Raw genomic sequence first — 19,820 nt, 5'->3', positions numbered from 1 at the left:
GCTTTTAAAATGGAGGCTGGGATATGGAATTCATCTGGCATGTATTTGAATTTTATCACATTATTATTCTTGTCCTCGGCTTGTTTTTAGGTATATTAATTGGAGCCCTTCCTGGATTGACACCCACAATGGGAGTCGCTTTGATGATTCCATTTACCTTCTCCCTTGGGGCGGCAGACGGACTGATTCTCCTGGGAGGCATATACTGCGGCAGTGTGTTCGGAGGGTCCATTCCGGCTATTTTATTCAACGTGCCCGGTGCCCCTGCGTCAGTGGCGACGACTTTTGACGGGTATCCTATGGCCCAGCAGGGGAAGGCCGGGAAAGCACTGGAACTGGCGGTTATTTCTTCGGTTGCCGGCGGCTTGTTCGGAATGTTTCTGCTTCTCTTCTTTGCCCCGTTTTTCACAAATTTTTCTCTGCAATTCGGACCTGCGGAGACGTTTTGGATTGCCGTTTTCGGAATTACTGTTATTGCGGCTATCTCTGATGGATCAGTTGTTAAAAATCTGATCGGCGGGGCAATCGGCATACTTTTATCTTTTATTGGAATTAGTACTGTAACAGGAACAGCAAGGTTTACGTTTGGTTTTGACGGGCTGGTCGGAGGTTTGCATATCGTTGCCGTTTTAATCGGTCTGTTTGCCTTTCCTCAGGCGCTAAGGCTTATTGAATCGCTGCCTCGCAAAGAAAAACTCATGAGAGCAGATGCTTCCAGGGAGAAATCAACAATAAGGCAGTCGTTTGCTGATGTGTTTAAAAGGCCTGAATCAGTTTCAATCGGGAGCGGAATTGGTGCTCTGATTGGAATAATACCCGGCGCGGGCGGAAATATAGCCAGTATACTTGCCTATAATGAGGCAAAGCGTTTTTCAAAAGATAAATCAAGATTCGGAAAAGGAGAAAAGAAGGGGGTTATCGCCGCCGAAAGTGCGAATAACGCGATGGTAGGCGCTTCGTTAATACCTCTGCTTACTCTTGGCATTCCAGGTTCGCCGACAGCAGCAATATTTCTCGGAGGACTTCTGATTCATGGTATCTGGCCCGGAAGAAACCTGTTTATTGACAATGCAGAAACAGCCTATGTGTTTTTATACAGTATGGTAGCTGCCCAGTTTGTACTGCTTATTTTAGGGCTTCTGATGATAAAATATATGACAAGGCTTACGAATATTCCGGCATACGTAATGGCACCTGTAATACTATCATTTTCAATCATTGGCGCTTACACAACGCAGAACAGTGTTTTTGATATTTATACAGTAGTAGTAATCGGCTGCCTTATGTTTATTTTTCAAAAGTTCAAATTTTCGCCAGCACCAGTGGCTCTCGGGTTTATACTGGGTTCGATCGCAGAAGAAGGTTTCCTGCAGGGGCTTCAGGTGGGCAGTGCGAGAGGCTCGTCCTTTTTCTATTTTTTTTCCGGCGGCTGGAATATTGCCCTGTTCAGCTTAGTTGTTCTTACCATTGGCATTTCTGTAGTGCAGGGATGGAAAAATAAAGGGAAAGTGACAGCGCGTTTATTTTATAAAAACATTGTGTCTCCAGCGGCACTTTGCTGGATAGCTGCAGGCTCCTTAGCTGTTTTGTCTCTGTTTTACTTAAACAGTCTTGTTTTCGAACTAAGAATATTCCCTCAAATAGTCTTTATTGTTTTGATAGGATTGATTGGGGCTGAAGTAATTAAAGCACTTCATGTAAGAGAAGCAGGGGAAATTCCTGCAAAGGAAAGGGGGAAGTGTGAGTGGTCAGTTGTAATATTGATACTTATTGTGACCGCTGTCTCTCTTTTAACGAATGCCGTGGGTTATTATTTGCAAGTATTCATTTTAATGGTGAGCGTGCCGTTGGCAGTTTACTTGAAAAAATGGAACGGTATCTCCATAAAAAAGATTTTCCTCCTTGCAGTTGTTTTCACAGTTGTTTTATACGCAGTCTTTACCGTTGTCCTTAAAGTGCCTTTGCCAGCCTTTCCTTCCTGGTAGGGAAAGGGAAGAGTAATGTATAGCCGTTTATCCTTATAAAGCAGGCAGTTCTGTTTGTGATGAAATGAAATAGCAATTTTTCGGCCAATCAGTCAGCTGATTGGTCACTTTGTTTTTATTGATATAATTATTCAGATAAGTGGACACTTTCCCGTGGTAAATTTTGTTCATTCATGTATTAAAAAAATAATGCAACTTTATATACCCTGCCAAGGTCTAACGATAAGAAGGGAGGAGAAAAGTGGATACGATTAAATTAGTAAAAAAAGCACAAAAAGGCTCAACTTCTTCGTTTGAGCGTTTAATTCAGACTTATAAGCTAACCATGTACCGTGTGGCCAGATCCATCCTGAAAAATGAAGAAGATTGTGCAGACGCATTGCAGGAAGCGATTCTGAAAGCGTTCCAGCAAATAAAACAACTTCAAAAGCCTGTTTATTTTAAAACCTGGCTCCTTCGTATTGTCATGAATGAGTGCTATAACATCCACCGGCGAAACAAAAACCTGGTTTCGATCGAGGAATGGCATGAACCGAAAGGGACAGAAGACACCCATCCATTTGAATCAGAAAGTATATTAGACGTTTTAAAAGAAAAGGACAGGACTTTATTAAAGCTCTTCCATTTAGACGATATCTCCATTAAAGAACTCGCAGTTTTATACGATTGTTCAGAAAATACTATTAAATCAAGACTCCGCAGAGCAAGAGAACAAGTAAGGAGCAGGATCATTTTAAAAAAGGAGGAAGGGATATGGAGAGATGGGAACAGCAAATAAAAGAACAGGTTAACACCTCGATTTCCAAAACAGCTGCCAGAAGGATAGACGAGACGTTACATACATTGCCGCGACAGAGAAGGCCATTCATTAAATATAGTGCAGCTGCGGCCGCTGTATTATTTTCCACAATGTTAGGGAGCTCTTATATATCTCCTGCTCTTGCCAACACATTTAAGGAAATCCCCGTTATCGGGTCTGCATTTGAATATGTAGGCAGCATAGGTGTTCAGCAGGGAGTACAGCAGGGGCTCCCATTAGCGATTAATGAAAGTGTGTTAGCAGACGGTGGGAAACTTACTTTTACTGAATCAATGTTTGACGGGTCACAAATTTACATTGCGTATGAATTAACTTCCAAAGATCATCATTTACCGGATGACCTTACGTTTACTTTAGATGGAGAATCAGCCGGCACTACCAGCTGGTATGAATTTGGTGAATATATTAATGAGGATACTTATGCAGGTTCTGTGACTGTAATGATTGAACAGGAAGATCACATGCTTGGCGATTCTTTCGTACTTGGAATGGAGTCCTCGTCATTTGAACTTGACATCCCTGTGGAAAAAGCAGGTGAGATCACATCTGCAGAAAGCGGGATACAGCTTGAAAAAGAGGGGGTCACCATTACTTATGAGGAAATTTTACTTTATCCAACCTCTACACAGTTAAATATAGTGGCTGAAATAGACGAAACAGTGGCAAAATCAGACGATCGGTATGAATATCTCCAGTTCCTTGTAACAGATGATAAAGGAAGAATCATCAGCCTTCAGAATGGCGCCGCCTCCCGGCATACGAATGAAGGTAAGATTGAATATTCAATAACGAATTTCCTGGAGCCCCTTTCTGAGGACACGGAGTCTCTGATTCTCACTCCTTATGTTCCAGACTTATCAACGAATGCACACTACAGTGAGTATAAATCAGAATGGAATAATCAGCCACTTATATTCGAGGAAGAAGCAGCAGGTATGATAACCATAATTGATGTAGAAAAATCAGGAAAATATACCTTGATCACATATCAGGCAGAGACAAATCATTTATTATACGAAACTCCATTAATTTGGCTCGAGTCTGGTAATGAAAGGATTTACAGTCCTCAAAATCCGATATTGACAGACCTGGAAACGAGAAAATATCAACTAAAGTTTCCAGGGGATATTGCTGGTCCTGTTGCTGTTGGCTTAAATTTTCAAACAGATAATGAATTTTTAGAAGAGCTGGCTGCTGAAATTGTAATAAAATAGCGCTGGCACCTTTTCAAAATTTACTTTTTTATATGGAAAGCAGCCGGCAGGAGGAATACTTCTGCCGGCTGCTGTTTAATGCAGTGTATTTACTGAAGCTATTTTTAAATTATTAATCCATAACTCCGATAGATTTCAACAACTCATGATATGTTTCCGTGCGAATCTGCATATCTTCTATAACTTCTTCCCTGTTTAAAATCAGCATGTCTGCACCTGCCTGTTCCATCTCTGCGAGAAAGTCTTCGTCCTCCAGAATATTCATAAATGCTTCTTCCAGTTTTTCAATAATCTCCTCAGGTGTTCCTTCCCTTGCTGCAATTCCTCTGTCGGTACTCATAATCACTTCCGGATAACCCAGCTCTGAAAATGTAGGTATATCAGGGGCGAAGGCGTGACGTTCCTCGGTCGCTATTGCTAAAGGAATTACTTCGTCTCCAAGACGGTAAATATCAGACAGATTTCCCGAAACTACATCTGTATGGCCGCCCAGTACGGAGGCAATAGCATCTGCCGCACCTTGAAAAGGAACGGATTCAAGTTCAATCCCGGCTGAATCTTCCAGCAGCAAGGTTGCTAGATGCTGGCCCACATACATCCCTGCGTTCCCGACGGTTATTGATCCTGGAGTATCCTCCGCCTTTTTAATAAGCTCTTCAAGGCTTGTAATATCACTGTTATTTGGGACAGCAAAAACGGTAGGATCCCCGCCCCAGTTTACTAGGGGTTCAAATGTATCCAGTTCGAACGCAGTATCGCTCACAAGAGGCTGGGTAATAATATGAGGCAGATTATAGGCCGCGAGGGTATAGCCATCAGGAGCTGTGGAAGCAAAAGAGTTCCAGCCTACCTGGCCTCCGCCGCCAGGTTTATTTACAATGACCAGTTCCTGACCTAAGTATTCCTGAGCATACTTCGCAATGATTCTCGCCTGTGTATCTGTGGCAGCACCTGGAGAAAAGGCTACAATCAGCTGAATACTCTTCTCCGGAAACTGGTTATCAGCAGAATCGGAAGAGCAGGAAGCCATGGTGAGAAACAGAAGAAAAGCAAGCAAAGAGAAAAAATACATCCTTACCCGTTTTGCCATTAGTCTTACCGCCTTTCATTTTTTATGGGTACATCTAAAACATATGCGGCAAGACAAAAAAGAAGAGATAGTTTAATCGAGAAACTTTTTGGGGTTTACCGGAGCGGTGGTTACACTCCTGTTTTGATAGACATTCGTTTTTTCTTTGAAATATATTTTTGGCACAGCCTCATATTTCTTCATTTCCTTCTCCAGGCCATGGATGATGGTAAGTGAGTTACCTTTCTGATCCTCGGGTGGACTTCAATTTTAAAGACAATATCAACAATATGAGTAGAAATCCACTGTGAAGTAATTGCGAGAAGAATAATTATCCAGTCGATGACAGAAGCGGTGAGTATAAATATGGACCCGTTTAATAACAACAAAGGCCGTCCTGGAGGGATATTCCGGTATTTTGAAAAGAGAAGGGCAATTACACCCATCCCACCGTTAGAAACACCTTGCCTGAGAAGTATACCGATCCCAAAACCAAGAATTACTGAACCAATTATTAAGTCAAACCACAGGTTCATAGTGGGCATCGGGAGAGTCACCGTGAAAAAATGTATGCTGAGAGAGGTAATGGAAATACCGTACATCGTACCAATTGCACTTGCATTGCCCAGCCAGTATACAGCAACTACAAGGAGTGAAAAGTTAACGAACCATAAAGCAAAGCTCAGGGGGATATTAAACCAGTAATCCAGCAGCACAGCAAGGCCGCCTGCTCCTCCTGAAGGAATAGAGTTAGGGAAGAGAAACATAGCCATTGCAAAACCTTGTATTGCTGCGCCGCAAGTGACCAGCAGATAAGATCTAACTGAACTGCGCACTGCGGCCTCTTCTTTTTCTGTTAGTCTTCCCAGGATTTATAAAAGATGAGCCGGTTTTCCCCATTAAAATCTACTCCCCGTATCTTGTCCTGTTATTATTCTACTTGTCCGGTGAATATTTTATGTAAGATTCTTTTTGCTTCAACTATAATAGCTGCATTCGGCAATTCTGCATTGGCTTTTCAAGGGAAGCTGGCTGTCAGAATAACAGAAAAAAACTGCGTGGATGCTTCTCCCGCAGTTTCATGCTTCTTTAATATGTCCTTCCAGCACATCGATGTTAGTTTGGCGCATGATATAGAGTGTAAACAGATCTTTTGAAATCTCGAAAAGATTGAATTTTATACTCCCCAGGTTAATTTCCTCATATAATGCTTTGCGTGTTTCGTTAGCAGCTACAGCGTAAGGAAGCTTTTCCGCTGCTTTGTTAGAACGGAGATTTTTTTTTCTGATTTTCATATAGACGGTTTCGACCCCCAGCTCATAAAAAAGTTCAGTGAAAAAAACATCTTTCGCACGAGTGTTTAAACCCATTCCATGATATGGTTTTCCAATCCATGTGCCGAGAAAACCAGCCTTGTTATCGATATCGAACAGGCTGATGGTGCCTGCAGGACTGCCCCAGTCGTCCAGGATTGTCCTGGAAATAATCAATCCTTGCTCTTCAGCCTCGATTGTCTGTTTTGTAATAAATAAAAACTCTTCATAAGAATCGGCTTTCTGGCGCACAAAAGGGAAGACATCGGGATGCACCATTAAGTCATAAAGAACATGACAGTCCTGCAAGTCACGTTTTTTCAGCATAGCTATTCCTCCAGTTAAGGGCAGAAATGCAGCGGAAATAAACAGCGGATTTCCACCCTCGAAATTTTTAACGTACAAAAATTTCGGGGTGGGAATCGAACCCACTAGAACCAGTAATGCTGGTGGCGCACCATTTGCCTTCCCATAAACAGCGATTCAGCGTTCGTGTGAACCTCTGTTATATAAGACTAATTAAGTTTTTGGTAAAAAATGTTGATTTAAAAGAATTCTCAAGATTGAAGATAAAAGCGCGAGACTGTCTCTTCCTCTTCCCGATTAGCTCCGTAGAATATACGTCGAGACAAATCGGAGCATTTGCGGAGAAGCGATGCTCTTGCCGGTCGGGAATAGCATTAGCCACGAGCATAGCATCTTGAATATACTACGAGTTGTCTCGACATATCAACTACAAAGCAAAACTAGCAGAGGAAGAGACACATCTTTTTTCCCCAGGAAGCTGAGGCAATGCCCGAGGCAAGCGAGCGTCTTTTAGCGCAAATCAATACTTAAATTTCATCTCACATTAAAGTATAATACAAAAAATTTCTCAAAAAGGGAACTGTTTTTTTCTGTCAGTTGAATAAATTCATATTGGCTTTATAAAAAAGACGAATATTACTTTTCGATTGCAGGGTAAGACGGCGACTCTTGCGGGAACAGCGCGAGCTGAAAATCCATTTTTGAAGGCGTTCAGCCATCAAAAATTAGTTGAAGCCGTGCCCGCAGAACGCGTCCGTCTGAAGCGTAAATCGAGCAACAAAGCAACCCTTTAAGATAATGTTCGTGTTAATGATGGAGATTTTAAATTAAGAAATTGGTTCAGTTAATAAATTCTTTTCCGGGCTTTGAGATGTGTGGAAGCATCCTGCCCTGGGAAAAAGTAAACAGAACGCATATATATGCCGCATAAGAGAAAAAAGCGTTTTCTTCTTCAAATTTTCACGAAAATTCGCTATAGTTGATATGGTACGAAATTAGGAAGGTGGATTGCGATGAGCATAACAGATGCACTTCATCAGCAGGAGGAAACAATCCCTTTTTCTGTTGAAGAGAAATTTCGCTTGAAAAAGCTTGAAGATAAACAAAAAGAAAAGATATTCGAGGTGGCATTCTGCGGCCACTTTTCAGCAGGTAAATCAACTATTTTAAATAAACTTCTGGAAGCAGAGGTGCTGCCAACAAGCCCGATTCCAACCAGCGCTAATATTATCCGGATAGCGAATGGAGAGCTCGGTCTCAAGGTTCGAACCGAGGAAGAAAAGGAAAAATCCTGGGAAGGAGAGATTCCGTGGAACCAGGTTCGGGAGTGGGGGATGAACGGGAATGAAATCTCCGGAATGACAATAACAGCCCCGCTTCCTTTCCTTGGAGAACACAGCGCCATACTTGATACACCAGGAGTGGACTCCACCGATGAAACTCATGAGGCGGTGACTGTGGAACAGCTTTATACGACAGACGTGATTGTTTATGCGATGGATTATAATCATGTGCAGTCAGAAACGAATCTGTATTTTCTGAAACAGCTGAGCACAGAAAAAAAGCCTGTGTATATTTTAATTAACCAGGTTGACAAGCATAATGAAAACGAAATTCCCTTTTCAGTTTTTAAGCAGTCGGTGAAAGACGTATTCAGCCGCTGGGAAATCGATTATCTTGATATGTTTTTTACCACGATGAAAGATCCGGAACACCGGCTGAATGAATTTCCCCGATTTGAAAAAAAGATAAAGTCGCTGCTCTACAATAGTGGCGGACTTCTTGAAGGATCCAGGTCCAGACTGGAGCAAGGTTTTTTCAGTGCGGTGGAAAACCGCCTTCAGGAAGAGGAGCAGGAGCGGAAAGATACGATAATCTCAGAAATGGAAGAGAGAGGTTTTAAAGGGTCACAGTTAGAGGAGAAAGAAGGCCTCGTGCAGGAGCTTGGTACGGTGAGGAATTATGAAGAAGAGCTGGAAGCGGGCTTTGAAGAGGAAATCGGCAGACTCTTTAAAAATGTAACTTTGTTCCCGTATTCCACTACTGAGCTGGCCAGGAACTGGATTGAGAGTATTCAGCCTGGTTTTAAAGTCGGCTTATTGTTTTCAGGAAAGAAAACAAAAGAGGAGCAGGAGAACCGTCTTAAAAAACTGACAGCAGATCTTCAGGATAAAGTAAAAACTCAGCTATTATTCCATCTTCAGTCCTATTACCGTAATGTTGACAGAACAAAGCTTTCCAATGTGGAAGAATTTGAAAAAGCCATTGATGAACTGGATTATGAAGTGACCCCTGAATTACTAACGTCCAATGTTAAGACAGGGCATTCCAGCAGAGATTACGTATTTACTTTTACAGGCGAAATCACCACGCTTATTATCAGGGATCTCAGAGGTAAAGCACAAAATCTCCTCAATATTCAACTCAAGGGTATGAAGGATTATTACGACAGAAGAGAACAGGAGCTTACCACAAAACTAAAGGAATTTGAGGAACTGGAAGAATACCAGGTAAAGCTTGATGAACTGTCTGCACACTATAATGAGCAGTTGAAAGTCGTAAGGGAGAAGCTGGGGGAATACCCTTCCAGCCGCTTTTTCACAGACCAGCTTCGTGATACGGAGAAAAAGGGCTTTCCAGATAACTCTTTTAATGGCTTTGAAAATATAGTACTGCCTGAAGAAAGTGTTATTGAAACAGACTGGTCTGAAGTGTCTGAAGTTACTTCTGTGGATTTTTCGGAAGAAGAGACAGCCAAATGGCTTGGAAATATAAAAGATGTTCTTCAGAAAAACGATGGGAGAAAGCTGCTCAGCCAGGAACGTGGAAATCTGCTGAAACGAATAGACCGATATGAAAATCAGCGCTTTATCGTTTCTTTATTCGGTGCGTTCAGTGCTGGAAAATCCAGCTTTGCGAACGCATTGATTGGCGAAGAGGTGCTGCCGGTTTCGCCAAACCCAACGACTGCGACAGTAAACACGGTGGAAAAATCCACAGAGGAGAATAAGCACGGCACAGCTTTAGTTTACATTAAATCAGAAAAAGCGTTAAATGATGAGATAGGCAAGGTCAGCGGCCAGCTTGATGCTGATCTGAACATTAATTCTCTTAAGAGCTGGAAGGCGAACATTCAGGATTATTTTTCAAGTATGCAAAGAACGTACGCTGAGTATTTGATGACAATCAAGGAAAGTCTTTCAGTCTCACCGTGGAAACTGGGAGAAAGCTTTTCAGTACCGGTTTCTGAAATGCAGAATCTTGTTGCCGATGAAAGCAAAGCGTGCCTAATTGATAAAGTAAACATTTTTTATGACTGCCCGGTGACTGAACAGGGTATTGTGCTTGTTGACACCCCGGGAGTTAACTCCATCCATGGGCGGCATACAAATGTAGCATTTCAGCAAATGCGCCAGTCGGATGCGATCTTTTATTTAACGTATTATAATCACGCTTTTTCTAAGGCAGATGAGTACTTCCTTCAGCAAATGGGAAAAGTGAACGAAAGTTTCGGCAGCGATAAGCTGTATTTCGTAATCAATGCATCAGACCTTGCGGGAAGCCCAGGGGAGCTGAACGGTGTAAGAAAACATGTGCACGACCAGCTTGTCCGTAACGGGATTGATAAGCCGCGGCTGTATCATCTTTCAAGCAGGGAAGGTCTGAAGGCTAAAAAGAAAAATAGCGAAGAGAAGACGGATTTTTCCTATTTCGAAAAGTCATTCTATGACCATACAATTATAGAGCTTAAGCAGCTCAGCCAGAAGATGATCCGGCATGAGCTCCAGCAGCTGTCCGATAAGGCAAATGACAGTTTAGCGTTTATGAGATCAGAGGAGAAAGAACAGAAACAAAAGCACGAGGAGCTGAAGGATAAAGTTGCAGCGGAGCGGGAACGTGTCGGAAAAGTTTCCTTTACTGACGCTTCGAGGGATGTTATGCAGGAATTTGATCAGCTTGTTGTATACTTGCGGGATCGAATGAAGTACGTTCTGAATGACTATTATTCAACGGCTGTCAATGTCACTGTGCTGACTGGCGACACGAAGAAAGAACTGCAGGTCCAGCTCAAAGGCGCAATTAACGATTGGAAGGGACAGGGCGAATATTTTCTTAAACAGGAGCTTGAAGCTACCCTCATCCGAATTGAAGAAAAACTGAAACGCCGTACGGAAGAATGGATTACCTATCAGGCGCAGGAAATGAAACAGGAGCTTCCGTACCTTTATTGTGACAATGAGGTAGAGATTGAGCCTGTGGAATTAACTGAAGTGAATAACAAAATTGCTGTTAATGCCGGCGAATATACTGGTTATGTAAAATCCAAAAAAGACTTTTTTGAAAACGGGAAAGTCAAAGAGCTAAAGGAAGTTCTTGTATCAGCTGGTGCAGAAGCAGCTGCAGAAACGGTCATGGAAGCCGCTGAAGAGATAAAGGTGAGAGTCCAGGGCAGACTCCAAGAGGTAGAGAAGGAAGTAAGGATAAGGCTTACCAACGCGGCAGAAAACGAGCTTGAACGTTTTGAGGTCATGTTCGACAAAGAAGAAGAAGAATCTCTCGAGCGGGAAGCAGAAGAATTAAAGAAATATGTTGTGTGAATGAATTTCATTTATAGACTTTGTATAAAAAAAGAGAAATGTTTCTTATCGATTGCAGCGTAAGACGGCGACTGTCTAAGCTTTTTAGATAATGTTCGAATTAAAGTTGCAAATCTTAAATTATGAAATTGATTCTGTGTAAAAACAAATCAACGATTGGATAACGAAAAGGAACGGGGCCTGATGTCTCCGTTCCTTTTATATTTGCCTTAATTGTGTTCTTAGAAAAACCAGACATTAACAAAGAACAGGAGAATCATTAACAGCTGAATCAGACCTTTCGCAAACGTACTGCTGAGAAAAGCGAGCAATGTGCCGAAAGCAATTTTCAAACTCTGGGAAAAATCATTACCCTGTGTAAGTTCTATCAGGAGTACGAGAGCAAAAGGCACGAGGAGGATTCCGAAGGGAGGAAATACAAAAATCCCTGCAATAATCCCCACAGCAGCCGCTCTGCTGCCCCATTTCGAGCCTCCGTACTTTTTAACAAAGTACATGCTCGCTGCATAATCAGCAGCAAATATAAATATAGTTAACACGATTAAAGTACTCCACGTCCACCAGGTTATTTCAGACAGAATAAAGAAGTGATATAGCGCTACCCCGATCCAGATCATAAGGACAGCAGGTATAATTGGATAAATCAGACCAACGAAACTGATGATAAAACATGCAATAATAATTATCCAAAGAATCGTTTCCATTGTATCACCCCTGTTAAATTCTACAGGACAGGGCTTAAAACGACAATTATAAAGCCTGTGAGGGAAGCTGGCGGGTAATCTTTAGTCTGCAGTTCATACTGCAGGAGTAATTCTCCCAGGCAGCTATACTAATATTATTCTTCTGTTCTTTCATCATCGTAACTCAGTGTAATTACTTTCGTGTACTCTCCTCTTTTAATTTCTTCAGGTGTAGCTTCTGCGCTTAATTCTTCATCATCATCGATCCCGGTAGCAATTTTAGGTTCTTCGTATTGTGCCTTCTTTTTTCCGTACATAATAGTGTAACCTCCTTTTCTGGTTTATCCCGATGCAACCGTCCGTAAAACTCCCGCCTCAAAATATGAGTGGAAGCGGAAATGTTCAGGCGGGAGATAACGGACGCTAACATCCCGATTGGTTCAACTAACAATCAGTGGGGGATGTATAAACCCCCCACTGATTGAAGGTTCACTTTATGAGCAGAAAACAAACTGCCTGCGGAAATTTCCGCAGGCGGAGCAGTTTCTGCAGGCAGCTTAAAGAATTACAAGCAGCTGAACGTTAGTGCCTAAGTTCGTCTAAAGCGTTCTGGATTGGTTGCATCATGTTGTTGCCGTTATTGTTTCTGTTTCGCATCATACTGACGGCAGCAGCGCCCAGACCGATACCAACCAACGACATCATTAATCCATTTCTGTTGTTGTTACGCTTGTTATTTCCGAACATATTCATGTTCATGCTGCAAGCCCCCTCAAAGGATTTTGTTTAAGAACTGAAACCAGTTCCAAACATTAATTATATTTGGCTAAATCCGGGGTTTTATGTGAGGTGAACTTTACCACAAGTTTATTTAAGAATACATGCTTAAAACAGTTATCATATATCAGGCAGGGGTCAAAATAGTATAGAAACAAAGAGAAGTGAGGGAGGGGCAGCCAGTATGAAAAAGAATGTTTTAAAGCTGGTTCAGACAGGCAGAAAATTAATGAAATACCCTTCAAAAATGTGGCTGTATATCCTCCGTGAAGCCAAAGAACTAAAAAACAGGCAGCACATAAGTGACGAATGGAAAAAGCTAAGGATGGATAAAAAGCAGCTGGAAGAAATAAAGAAAAACCTGAAGGAAAAAACACTCAAGAAAGATACAGCAGCTTCCAGTCAGGAGGACTATCTGCTTAACAGCATAATTGAAGAAACGAGAGAAAAAAACCGGAATAATGTTACAAGAACAGCGGCTTATCTTGATTTTTTCCTGAAAAACAGGGGAGTTCACTGGGCGCTGCTCGCTCATATGGTTTCGAGAAACGGCGGCTGGAACATGACGGACCTGAAGGGAAGTCTTGTATCCGGACTGCTGGGGGAGCAAGATAAAAAGGAATATTTTATGTTTCTGGAGCGTGCGAACGCTGCTATTTTTCGTGATGCATATCCTCAGCTGCTTTTGTATGAAGCGAGCAAAAAGCAATCACGGGAATTATTCAAGCTTCTTCCAAATGCAGGAGTATCCGAATTTATGATCCCGTTCTGGGAACACTTTTATAAGACGGGGGATTCAAAAACGCTCACTGTCGCTCTCATTATTAATGAACAATATAATATTGAAGTTCCCGTAGTTCAGGATAGCGGATACCAGGAAAAAGTATTACAGTCCTGGCAGTTTGTTGTTCAGGAAACTCTACGGTTTTCCCGAGTGATATTCCCTTACAGAATTGCAGATAACCAAGTCAGACTGGCAGGACAGTATGTTGAACAGTTTTCGAATGTAGACAAAAGAATTGAACTGGGTAAACGGCTGTACGGGATATTGTTTGGTATTCCGTCCATCCATGAAAAAATAATTAAATATGCAGCAGGAGTCCCTCATACCGGTTCAAGGGCAGACTTCTGGCCTCATATGTTCACTGAAAAAAAATATAAAAGTAATAAAAATATATGGCACGATTGTGCTGAAGCTGAAGAACCATTTCTTTACAGCCCAAGACTGGCTGATGCCTGGAAAGATGTCGAGCATGAAAACCTTACCGGGGAGAATTGGTTCAAAAAAGAGCAGGAAATGGTTTTCAGACATTTCAGCAGGACAAAAACACCTGCATCTTTTGACCAGACAAATGAATATTGCCTGGACCTGTATGAGCTCTCTTTAATAGGGTCCACAAGAAGAAACGAAAAGGGGAAATAGGAAGATCACTGGGAAGATTCGTTTATGTACGAAGGAAGATGGATCTCATCCTCGCTTCAGTAAGAGCTCGTTAATTGGCTCTGTAATCCGGTCTTCAAGTACCATTATTTTAGATGAATGGTTAAAATGATGTTCATAACAGGATAAAAGATCATGATAAAAGACAACAAGGAGGTTAATACTTTCCTTTATCTCCTGTGTGAAAATTCCGGAACGATTAATCAGGACATTTTCGTATTTTTCGACCAGCCGTCTCGTTCTTTTAACTATTTTCCCAGCATCTTTCATTTTATAAATATCGCTTAGTTCCTTTTTATAGCCGGCTACATCTTTTGCGAGCTGTTCTTTAAGTTTTTTATTAATTTCCTCAGAGCTCTCCGGCAAGTCCTCCAGAATAAACTGCCTGATCATCACAAGGTCTGATTTCACCGGGTTCTTTTGAAAGCTCAAGTATATACGGAGTGTATTGAAAGCGTCATACATCGGGTTATGTTTTTCCCCAAGGAAGCTTAAATCATAAAAAGCAAGGGCGTTTTCTACAGATGGGTTTGTCTTTGAAACCCTCTTCGTAAAAATACCCTGAAAATCAACATACCGTTTCTCGATCTTGTTAATTGTAGTTTCATGAAGCATGTGACGTTCTGCATCCAGTTTCAGGCGAAGCAGGTCACTCGTTGACCATGAAAAAAAGCGGGATTTTTTCACTCCTCCCACCCAGGTCAGAAAAGCTTGAAATACCTCTTTAAAATCCTGTGCATCAGCAAGGTCTTCATCCGTAATTCCTGTTAGCTTTTTGCAGAATCTGCTCAAAGGCTTTTTATGCTGAGGTTTAATATACATATCAAAATAGGCCACGCTTTCCGTCTCAAGCTCGTACTTAACAGCTCCTAGTCGGATCGCTTCCATATTGTTAAAGGTCATCCCCCGGTTAGAACATAGCATTTCAAAATCAAAGAAGATATACTGTTTTACTTCAGCCACTTAATTCACCACCTTCCCAACAAGACATTATATAAGATAACCGGCTTGTATGAAAGTACAAATTTCTGGAAAATGTTCTGTCAGAGGGGAGGGAATGGCCTCTGCTTTCAAAACAGGGAAACATCCTTTATAATAAAGACAACTTCATACACTGCTAGAGGTGCCAATAGGCTGAGAGAAAAATTATTTGATTTTTCAACTCTTTGAACCTGATCTGGACAATTCCAGCGTAGGAAAGTAGTAGACTGAGTAATTCAATCCACTATTTTTATGCGTGTCGCCGGGTCTGGTTATGACCCGGCTTTTTAGCGGCAGAAAAGAAAGGAGATTTATGAGCAAAATAAAGAAACAAACGTATATCGCTTTATTGGTAGCAATAGCTGTAATAGGCTCTTCATTTCTCTGGTTCCCGGCAGGAGTTGCTAAGGCTTTTCCTGTACAGCATGCTGTAAATGTAATCGCCGGGGTATTACTCGGTCCGGTGCCCGCGGTAATTATCGCATTTTTAACAGGACTGATCAGGAACTTCATGGGTACGGGGTCACTGCTTGCTTTCCCCGGTGGGATGATCGGCGCTTTTCTTGCTGGTTATTTATACCGGAAGATGAAAAGAACATGGGCGGCATCTGCTGGAGAAATTATTGGTTCAGGGCTGATTGCCCCGTTGTTTGCAGTTCCGTACGCAGCACTGCTCCTTGGAACTTCAGCCGGAGCATTCTTTTATATACCTGCATTCCTTGTAAGCAGCCTCTCAGGGGCGCTTCTTGGGTATTTGATCGTTACTCGAATTAAAAAATCCAGAGCATGGAAGTATGATACGGACAGCTAAACAGATACATACAAAAAAGGAGGTTTCAGGATGTTAGTAAAACCAGGATCCGTTTTGCTTGAAATGAGACAAGCTAAACCACTTATCCATAACATTACAAATGTTGTAGTTACAAACTTTACGGCTAACGGCCTTTACGCGCTCGGGGCTTCTCCGGTTATGGCATACGCCAGGGAGGAAGTAGCCGATATGGCGCGGATTTCCCAGGCTCTTGTCCTTAATATCGGGACTCTTGATGAAACAAAAGTAGAAGCAATGCTGCTGGCGGGTAAAGCGGCAAATGAAGCAGGTGTGCCAGTAATATTTGACCCGGTGGGTGCTGGTGCGACGAGCTACCGGACCGACAGCGCAATAAAAATAATCCGGGAAGTTAAACTATCGGTCATAAGAGGTAACATGGCGGAAGTATCGAACCTGATTGGCCGGAAACAGGCTATTAAAGGGGTAGACGCTGAAACGAATGACGAAGAATCAGAAAAGATTCAGCTTGCCCGCGATGCGGCTTCAGAATTAGGTACAGTAGTTGCAATTACAGGAAAGACAGATGTTATAGCAAATAGTGATGAGTTATACACAGTCAATAACGGAGATTCAATGCTGACAAAAGTAACCGGGGCAGGATGTCTGTTAACTGCAGTGATTGGTGCATTTTGTGCAGTTGAAAAAGATTATGCCCGTGCCGCTGCTTCAGCCGTATCTTCATACGGAATTGCCGCTGAACTCGCAGCGGAAGCAACAAAAGAAAAAGGTCCGGGAAGCTTTCAGATTGAATTCTTAGACAAGTTGTCTGCATTGGATGAAAGCACAGTTAACAGTAAAGCGAAAGTAAAAATACAGCAATAAACATGACACAGATTTATCAAATAAATATACAGGGGGAAGACAATGAAGTCATTTAAAGCACTTACGATTGCTGGTTCCGACAGTGGCGGCGGAGCTGGTATTCAGGCAGATTTAAAAACGTTTCAGGAACTCGACGTCTTCGGAATGTCGGCAATCACAGCTGTCACTGCGCAAAATACCCTTGGTGTACACGGTGTATACCCTCTTACTACAGAAGCGGTAGAAGAGCAGATTGAAGCAATCGGAACAGACATGGGTCTGGATGCTCTTAAGACGGGTATGCTTTTTAACGCAGAAATCATAGAAGCTGTTGCAAAGAAAATAAAGAAGTTTCAATGGGATAAGGTAGTAACAGACCCTGTCATGATTGCGAAGGGCGGTGCTTCACTGCTGCAGGAAGAGGCTGTTGAGGCTTTGAAAGAACATTTGCTTCCAGTAACACTTATATTAACTCCGAATATTCCTGAAGCTGAAGTTCTCGCAGGAATGGAAATAAAGACATTTGAGGACAGGAAAGAAGCAGCTTCGAGGCTCCATGAACTGGGAGCGAAATATGTACTCATAAAAGGAGGCCATGGAGACGAAGAGGGAGTAACAGATTTATTGTATGACGGAAAAGAGTATTCTTCCTTTAAAAAATCAAGAATTGCCACTAAAAACACACATGGAACAGGTTGTACTTTTTCCGCGGCCCTTGCAGCGGAGCTGGCGAAAGGGAATGCTGTTAAGGAAGCAGTGGAGGTAGCTGAATTATTTATCCATTCAGCAATTGAAGAGGATTTAATGATTGGGAATGGGCATGGGCCAACAAACCACTGGGCTTATAAGAGAAAACAGCGGCAAGGTGAGCATAATGAGTAAGTTTGCTGCTGATCTCGGAAAGCTGCTGGAAGTATATTTTATAATGGGGAGTACAAACTGCAAATTTATGCCTCAGGAAACATTAAAGGCAGCGACAGAAGGGGGAATTACGCTTTTTCAGTTCAGAGAAAAAGGGCCAGGTGCTTTAACGGGAAAAGAGAAATACGAACTTGCTGCAGAGCTGCAGCAAATTTGTAAAAATGCCGGCGTTCCTTTTATCGTGAATGATGATGTTGATCTGGCCATTGAACTGAATGCTGACGGCGTTCACATAGGCCAGGACGATGAAAATATTGAAACTGTCAGAACGAGGCTGGGGAACAAAATAATCGGAGTTTCTGCTCATACCATGGAGGAAGTGGAAGGAGCAGTTAATGGGGGGGCTGACTATATAGGGATAGGCCCGGTTTACCAGACAGCTACTAAGCTGGATACAGAAGAAGTTCAGGGTACGAAGCTGATCGAAGCTGTCAGAAACTCTGATTATGAAATACCGGTTGTAGGAATAGGCGGTATCACTCAAAGCAATGCGGCAGAAGTAACCAGCAGCGGTGCTGATGGAGTATCTGTTATTACAGCAATCAGCCATTCAGTCGATCCGAAAAAGGCTGCAAGTGAAATTGCTGAAGCTGTAAGCTCAGGAAAGAAAGCATACAATAATTAACGTCATCGCTATATATTTGCCGTAAAGTGTAACGAAAAGGACGCCTGATTATCTTCAGGCGTCCTTTGTTTAATTGAAATTATATGAATTATGAAGGCACTGGCTCGGCAGGTGCTGCCGTACCGGAATATTTAAGGAATGCTTCCTGTGCTTTTTTCGTTAAGCTGATAGAAGCTCCCACTCGGATCGCTTCGAGAATAAATTCTTTATCGTCATCCCGTGCCGGAAGGTTTTGAGAGTGAAGGCGCCAGTGTACAAGTTCATGAAGGAGTGATTTCAGTACTTCATCCTTTGCCCTGATACTATTTCTTGGTGCACTCATTCTTATGAATCTTTCCTCTGTATCATGGTCGTATATAAATACTCCGTTGCGGCGCTCCCAGTCTTGCTTTACCAGTTCAATGCCTCCTGTATAATTAACACCCCAATGCTTCTGGCAGAGGATGTTTGCCTGTTCATATAACTCTTCTAATGTAAAGTTTCCGTATTCCATTCTGTCTCCCCCTCAAATTCGTTAACGGATACTATATATAAAACAAAAATTTATGTATAATTTTTTAGTTCCAGGAAATATTATCATATTATTCATGTATTGTATATATTTTTCGGGGAAAATAAATGGATAATTTATGACAAGAAAAAAGTACATCTAAATAATAAATTTGGGAGAGAAACAGCCAGACAATGATTCTAAAGTGAGATAAATCCCTGATCTGAAATCAGATAGTTACTTTAGGATACTGCAGTATTTTCATTGTAAGAGGTTTCTTCCTTATTGTTTTTATCAGCGATTTTCGATTTGAAATAACTGATAATCAGGGAGATGAAAATAACTGATATTACAGAGTAAATCCCTCTGATTAAGCCTACGGAATAAAGGCCGGTAAGGATTACCAGGAAATCAAAAATAAATAAAGTTCTTCCAGGATCCCATCCATACTTCTGCTGCAGAAATAAGGACAGAATATTCGCGCCTCCAAGAGATGAACCATTCATAAACAATAAAGACAGACCGAGTCCAATGATGGTACCTCCAATCACTGCTCCAGCGAGTGGATGCATTGCCGCAGCGGGAAGCAACTGAACAATTTCACTCATTCCAGAGAGTAAAGTAACCGCAAATATAGTAGATATAGTGAATTTCCAGCCCATTTTAAAGAAAGCAAGTACATAAAATGGTATATTAATAAGTAAGAACATAAGTGCAAAGGAAGCAGCCGCTGTATAAGACAGGCTGAGTGCGAGCCCTGCCGTTCCACCGGTAATTATTTCTGAGCTTTGCAGAATAAATATCCCAAAACTCACAATTAAGCAGCCCAGAATCATATTTAAAATCTTTTGCATTAATAACACTCCTGAGTTCAGAAAATTATAAGTTATGTAATTATTTTCCTGAAATAATTTTATTACAATTTTTGATTATAAAGAGATTCTGTTGTCTGCGCAAATACCTG

General features: G+C 41.8%; 19 protein-coding genes and 1 riboswitch. Of the genes, 10 read left to right on the top strand and 9 right to left on the bottom strand.

Annotated elements, in window-relative coordinates; all coding sequences use genetic code 11:
- Positions 1–23: 23 nt before the first annotated feature.
- The 3 genes from BK582_RS20155 (at position 24) to BK582_RS20145 (ending at position 4,019) form a co-directional block, all read left to right on the top strand.
- The gene (locus tag BK582_RS20155; protein WP_078596753.1) at positions 24–1,985 is read left to right on the top strand and encodes a tripartite tricarboxylate transporter permease; all 1,962 of its coding nucleotides are present in this window, start codon (positions 24–26) and stop codon (positions 1,983–1,985) included.
- Between the two features lie 241 nt (positions 1,986–2,226).
- Positions 2,227–2,763 carry an RNA polymerase sigma factor gene (locus tag BK582_RS20150; protein ID WP_078596752.1) on the top strand — a complete coding sequence of 179 codons (537 nt, stop codon included), beginning with the start codon at positions 2,227–2,229 and terminating at the stop codon, positions 2,761–2,763.
- Positions 2,739–4,019 carry a DUF4179 domain-containing protein gene (locus tag BK582_RS20145; protein ID WP_078596751.1) on the top strand — a complete coding sequence of 427 codons (1,281 nt, stop codon included), beginning with the start codon at positions 2,739–2,741 and terminating at the stop codon, positions 4,017–4,019. The genes BK582_RS20150 and BK582_RS20145 overlap by 25 nt, the downstream gene beginning before the upstream one ends.
- Positions 4,020–4,131: 112 nt before the next feature.
- Here the strand turns inward: BK582_RS20145 and BK582_RS20140 are convergent, their stop codons facing one another.
- From BK582_RS20140 to BK582_RS20130, 3 genes are all read right to left on the bottom strand, one after another.
- Positions 4,132–5,109, bottom strand: a complete 978-nt coding sequence (locus BK582_RS20140) for a tripartite tricarboxylate transporter substrate binding protein (RefSeq protein WP_078596750.1) — start codon at positions 5,107–5,109, stop codon at positions 4,132–4,134.
- A 179-nt stretch (positions 5,110–5,288) separates the two neighbouring features.
- Positions 5,289–5,924, bottom strand: coding sequence for a YitT family protein (locus BK582_RS20135; protein ID WP_078596749.1), 636 nt, complete (start codon positions 5,922–5,924; stop codon positions 5,289–5,291).
- Positions 5,925–6,167: 243 nt separating this feature from the next.
- Positions 6,168–6,728 (bottom strand): GNAT family N-acetyltransferase, encoded by a 561-nt coding sequence (locus BK582_RS20130; protein ID WP_078596748.1) that lies wholly within the window; start codon positions 6,726–6,728, stop codon positions 6,168–6,170.
- Between the two features lie 626 nt (positions 6,729–7,354).
- On the opposite strand from BK582_RS20130, the gene BK582_RS27700 reads away from it, so the two are divergent.
- Both BK582_RS27700 and BK582_RS20125 read left to right on the top strand, forming a co-directional pair.
- On the top strand, positions 7,355–7,501 hold the full coding sequence (locus tag BK582_RS27700) for a hypothetical protein (protein ID WP_218190743.1): 147 nt from the start codon (positions 7,355–7,357) through the stop codon (positions 7,499–7,501).
- Positions 7,502–7,720: 219 nt separating this feature from the next.
- Complete coding sequence (locus BK582_RS20125) at positions 7,721–11,305, top strand: dynamin family protein (RefSeq protein WP_078596747.1); 3,585 nt, start codon at positions 7,721–7,723, stop codon at positions 11,303–11,305.
- 221 nt (positions 11,306–11,526) lie between these two features.
- Here the strand turns inward: BK582_RS20125 and BK582_RS20120 are convergent, their stop codons facing one another.
- The 3 genes from BK582_RS20120 to BK582_RS27240 form a co-directional block, all read right to left on the bottom strand.
- Positions 11,527–12,009: a DUF456 domain-containing protein gene (locus BK582_RS20120; RefSeq protein WP_078596746.1), complete on the bottom strand. Its 483-nt coding sequence runs from the start codon at positions 12,007–12,009 to the stop codon at positions 11,527–11,529.
- Between the two features lie 134 nt (positions 12,010–12,143).
- Positions 12,144–12,305, bottom strand: coding sequence for a hypothetical protein (locus tag BK582_RS27245; protein ID WP_167553215.1), 162 nt, complete (start codon positions 12,303–12,305; stop codon positions 12,144–12,146).
- Between the two features lie 265 nt (positions 12,306–12,570).
- Positions 12,571–12,747 carry a hypothetical protein gene (locus BK582_RS27240; protein ID WP_167553214.1) on the bottom strand — a complete coding sequence of 59 codons (177 nt, stop codon included), beginning with the start codon at positions 12,745–12,747 and terminating at the stop codon, positions 12,571–12,573.
- Positions 12,748–12,949: 202 nt separating this feature from the next.
- Here BK582_RS27240 and BK582_RS20115 point away from each other — a divergent pair, with 202 nt between their 5' ends.
- The gene (locus BK582_RS20115; RefSeq protein ID WP_078596745.1) at positions 12,950–14,188 is read left to right on the top strand and encodes a DUF2515 family protein; all 1,239 of its coding nucleotides are present in this window, start codon (positions 12,950–12,952) and stop codon (positions 14,186–14,188) included.
- Between the two features lie 45 nt (positions 14,189–14,233).
- Here the strand turns inward: BK582_RS20115 and BK582_RS20110 are convergent, their stop codons facing one another.
- A complete protein-coding gene (locus tag BK582_RS20110; protein WP_078596744.1) occupies positions 14,234–15,169 on the bottom strand; it encodes a 3'-5' exonuclease in 936 nt (311 codons plus the stop codon).
- Positions 15,170–15,315: 146 nt separating this feature from the next.
- A riboswitch (TPP riboswitch) is annotated at positions 15,316–15,422 on the top strand.
- A 78-nt stretch (positions 15,423–15,500) separates the two neighbouring features.
- On the opposite strand from BK582_RS20110, the gene thiW reads away from it, so the two are divergent.
- Genes thiW through thiE form a run of 4 tightly spaced genes read left to right on the top strand, consistent with a single transcriptional unit; the run spans position 15,501 to position 18,366 of the window.
- Positions 15,501–15,998 carry an energy coupling factor transporter S component ThiW gene (gene thiW / locus BK582_RS20105; protein ID WP_078596743.1) on the top strand — a complete coding sequence of 166 codons (498 nt, stop codon included), beginning with the start codon at positions 15,501–15,503 and terminating at the stop codon, positions 15,996–15,998.
- 30 nt (positions 15,999–16,028) lie between these two features.
- A complete protein-coding gene (gene thiM / locus BK582_RS20100; protein ID WP_078596742.1) occupies positions 16,029–16,841 on the top strand; it encodes a hydroxyethylthiazole kinase in 813 nt (270 codons plus the stop codon).
- A 42-nt stretch (positions 16,842–16,883) separates the two neighbouring features.
- Entirely contained in the window at positions 16,884–17,702 is an 819-nt protein-coding gene (thiD, locus tag BK582_RS20095) for a bifunctional hydroxymethylpyrimidine kinase/phosphomethylpyrimidine kinase (protein WP_078596741.1), read from the top strand.
- The gene (gene thiE / locus BK582_RS20090) at positions 17,695–18,366 is read left to right on the top strand and encodes a thiamine phosphate synthase (protein WP_078596740.1); all 672 of its coding nucleotides are present in this window, start codon (positions 17,695–17,697) and stop codon (positions 18,364–18,366) included. Before thiD ends, thiE begins: the two co-directional genes overlap by 8 nt.
- Before the next feature lie 88 nt (positions 18,367–18,454).
- Here thiE and BK582_RS20085 read toward each other — a convergent pair whose 3' ends face one another.
- Together BK582_RS20085 and BK582_RS20080 are read right to left on the bottom strand one after the other, a co-directional pair.
- Positions 18,455–18,859, bottom strand: a complete 405-nt coding sequence (locus BK582_RS20085) for a hypothetical protein (protein ID WP_078596739.1) — start codon at positions 18,857–18,859, stop codon at positions 18,455–18,457.
- 239 nt (positions 18,860–19,098) lie between these two features.
- Positions 19,099–19,710, bottom strand: coding sequence for a YitT family protein (locus BK582_RS20080; RefSeq protein WP_078596738.1), 612 nt, complete (start codon positions 19,708–19,710; stop codon positions 19,099–19,101).
- Positions 19,711–19,820: the final 110 nt, after the last annotated feature.

This window comes from Evansella clarkii (assembly GCF_002019695.1).
In the GTDB taxonomy this organism is placed as follows: Bacteria; Bacillota; Bacilli; order Bacillales; family Salisediminibacteriaceae; genus Evansella; species Evansella clarkii.
This window is presented reverse-complemented; position numbering and strand designations above follow the sequence as displayed.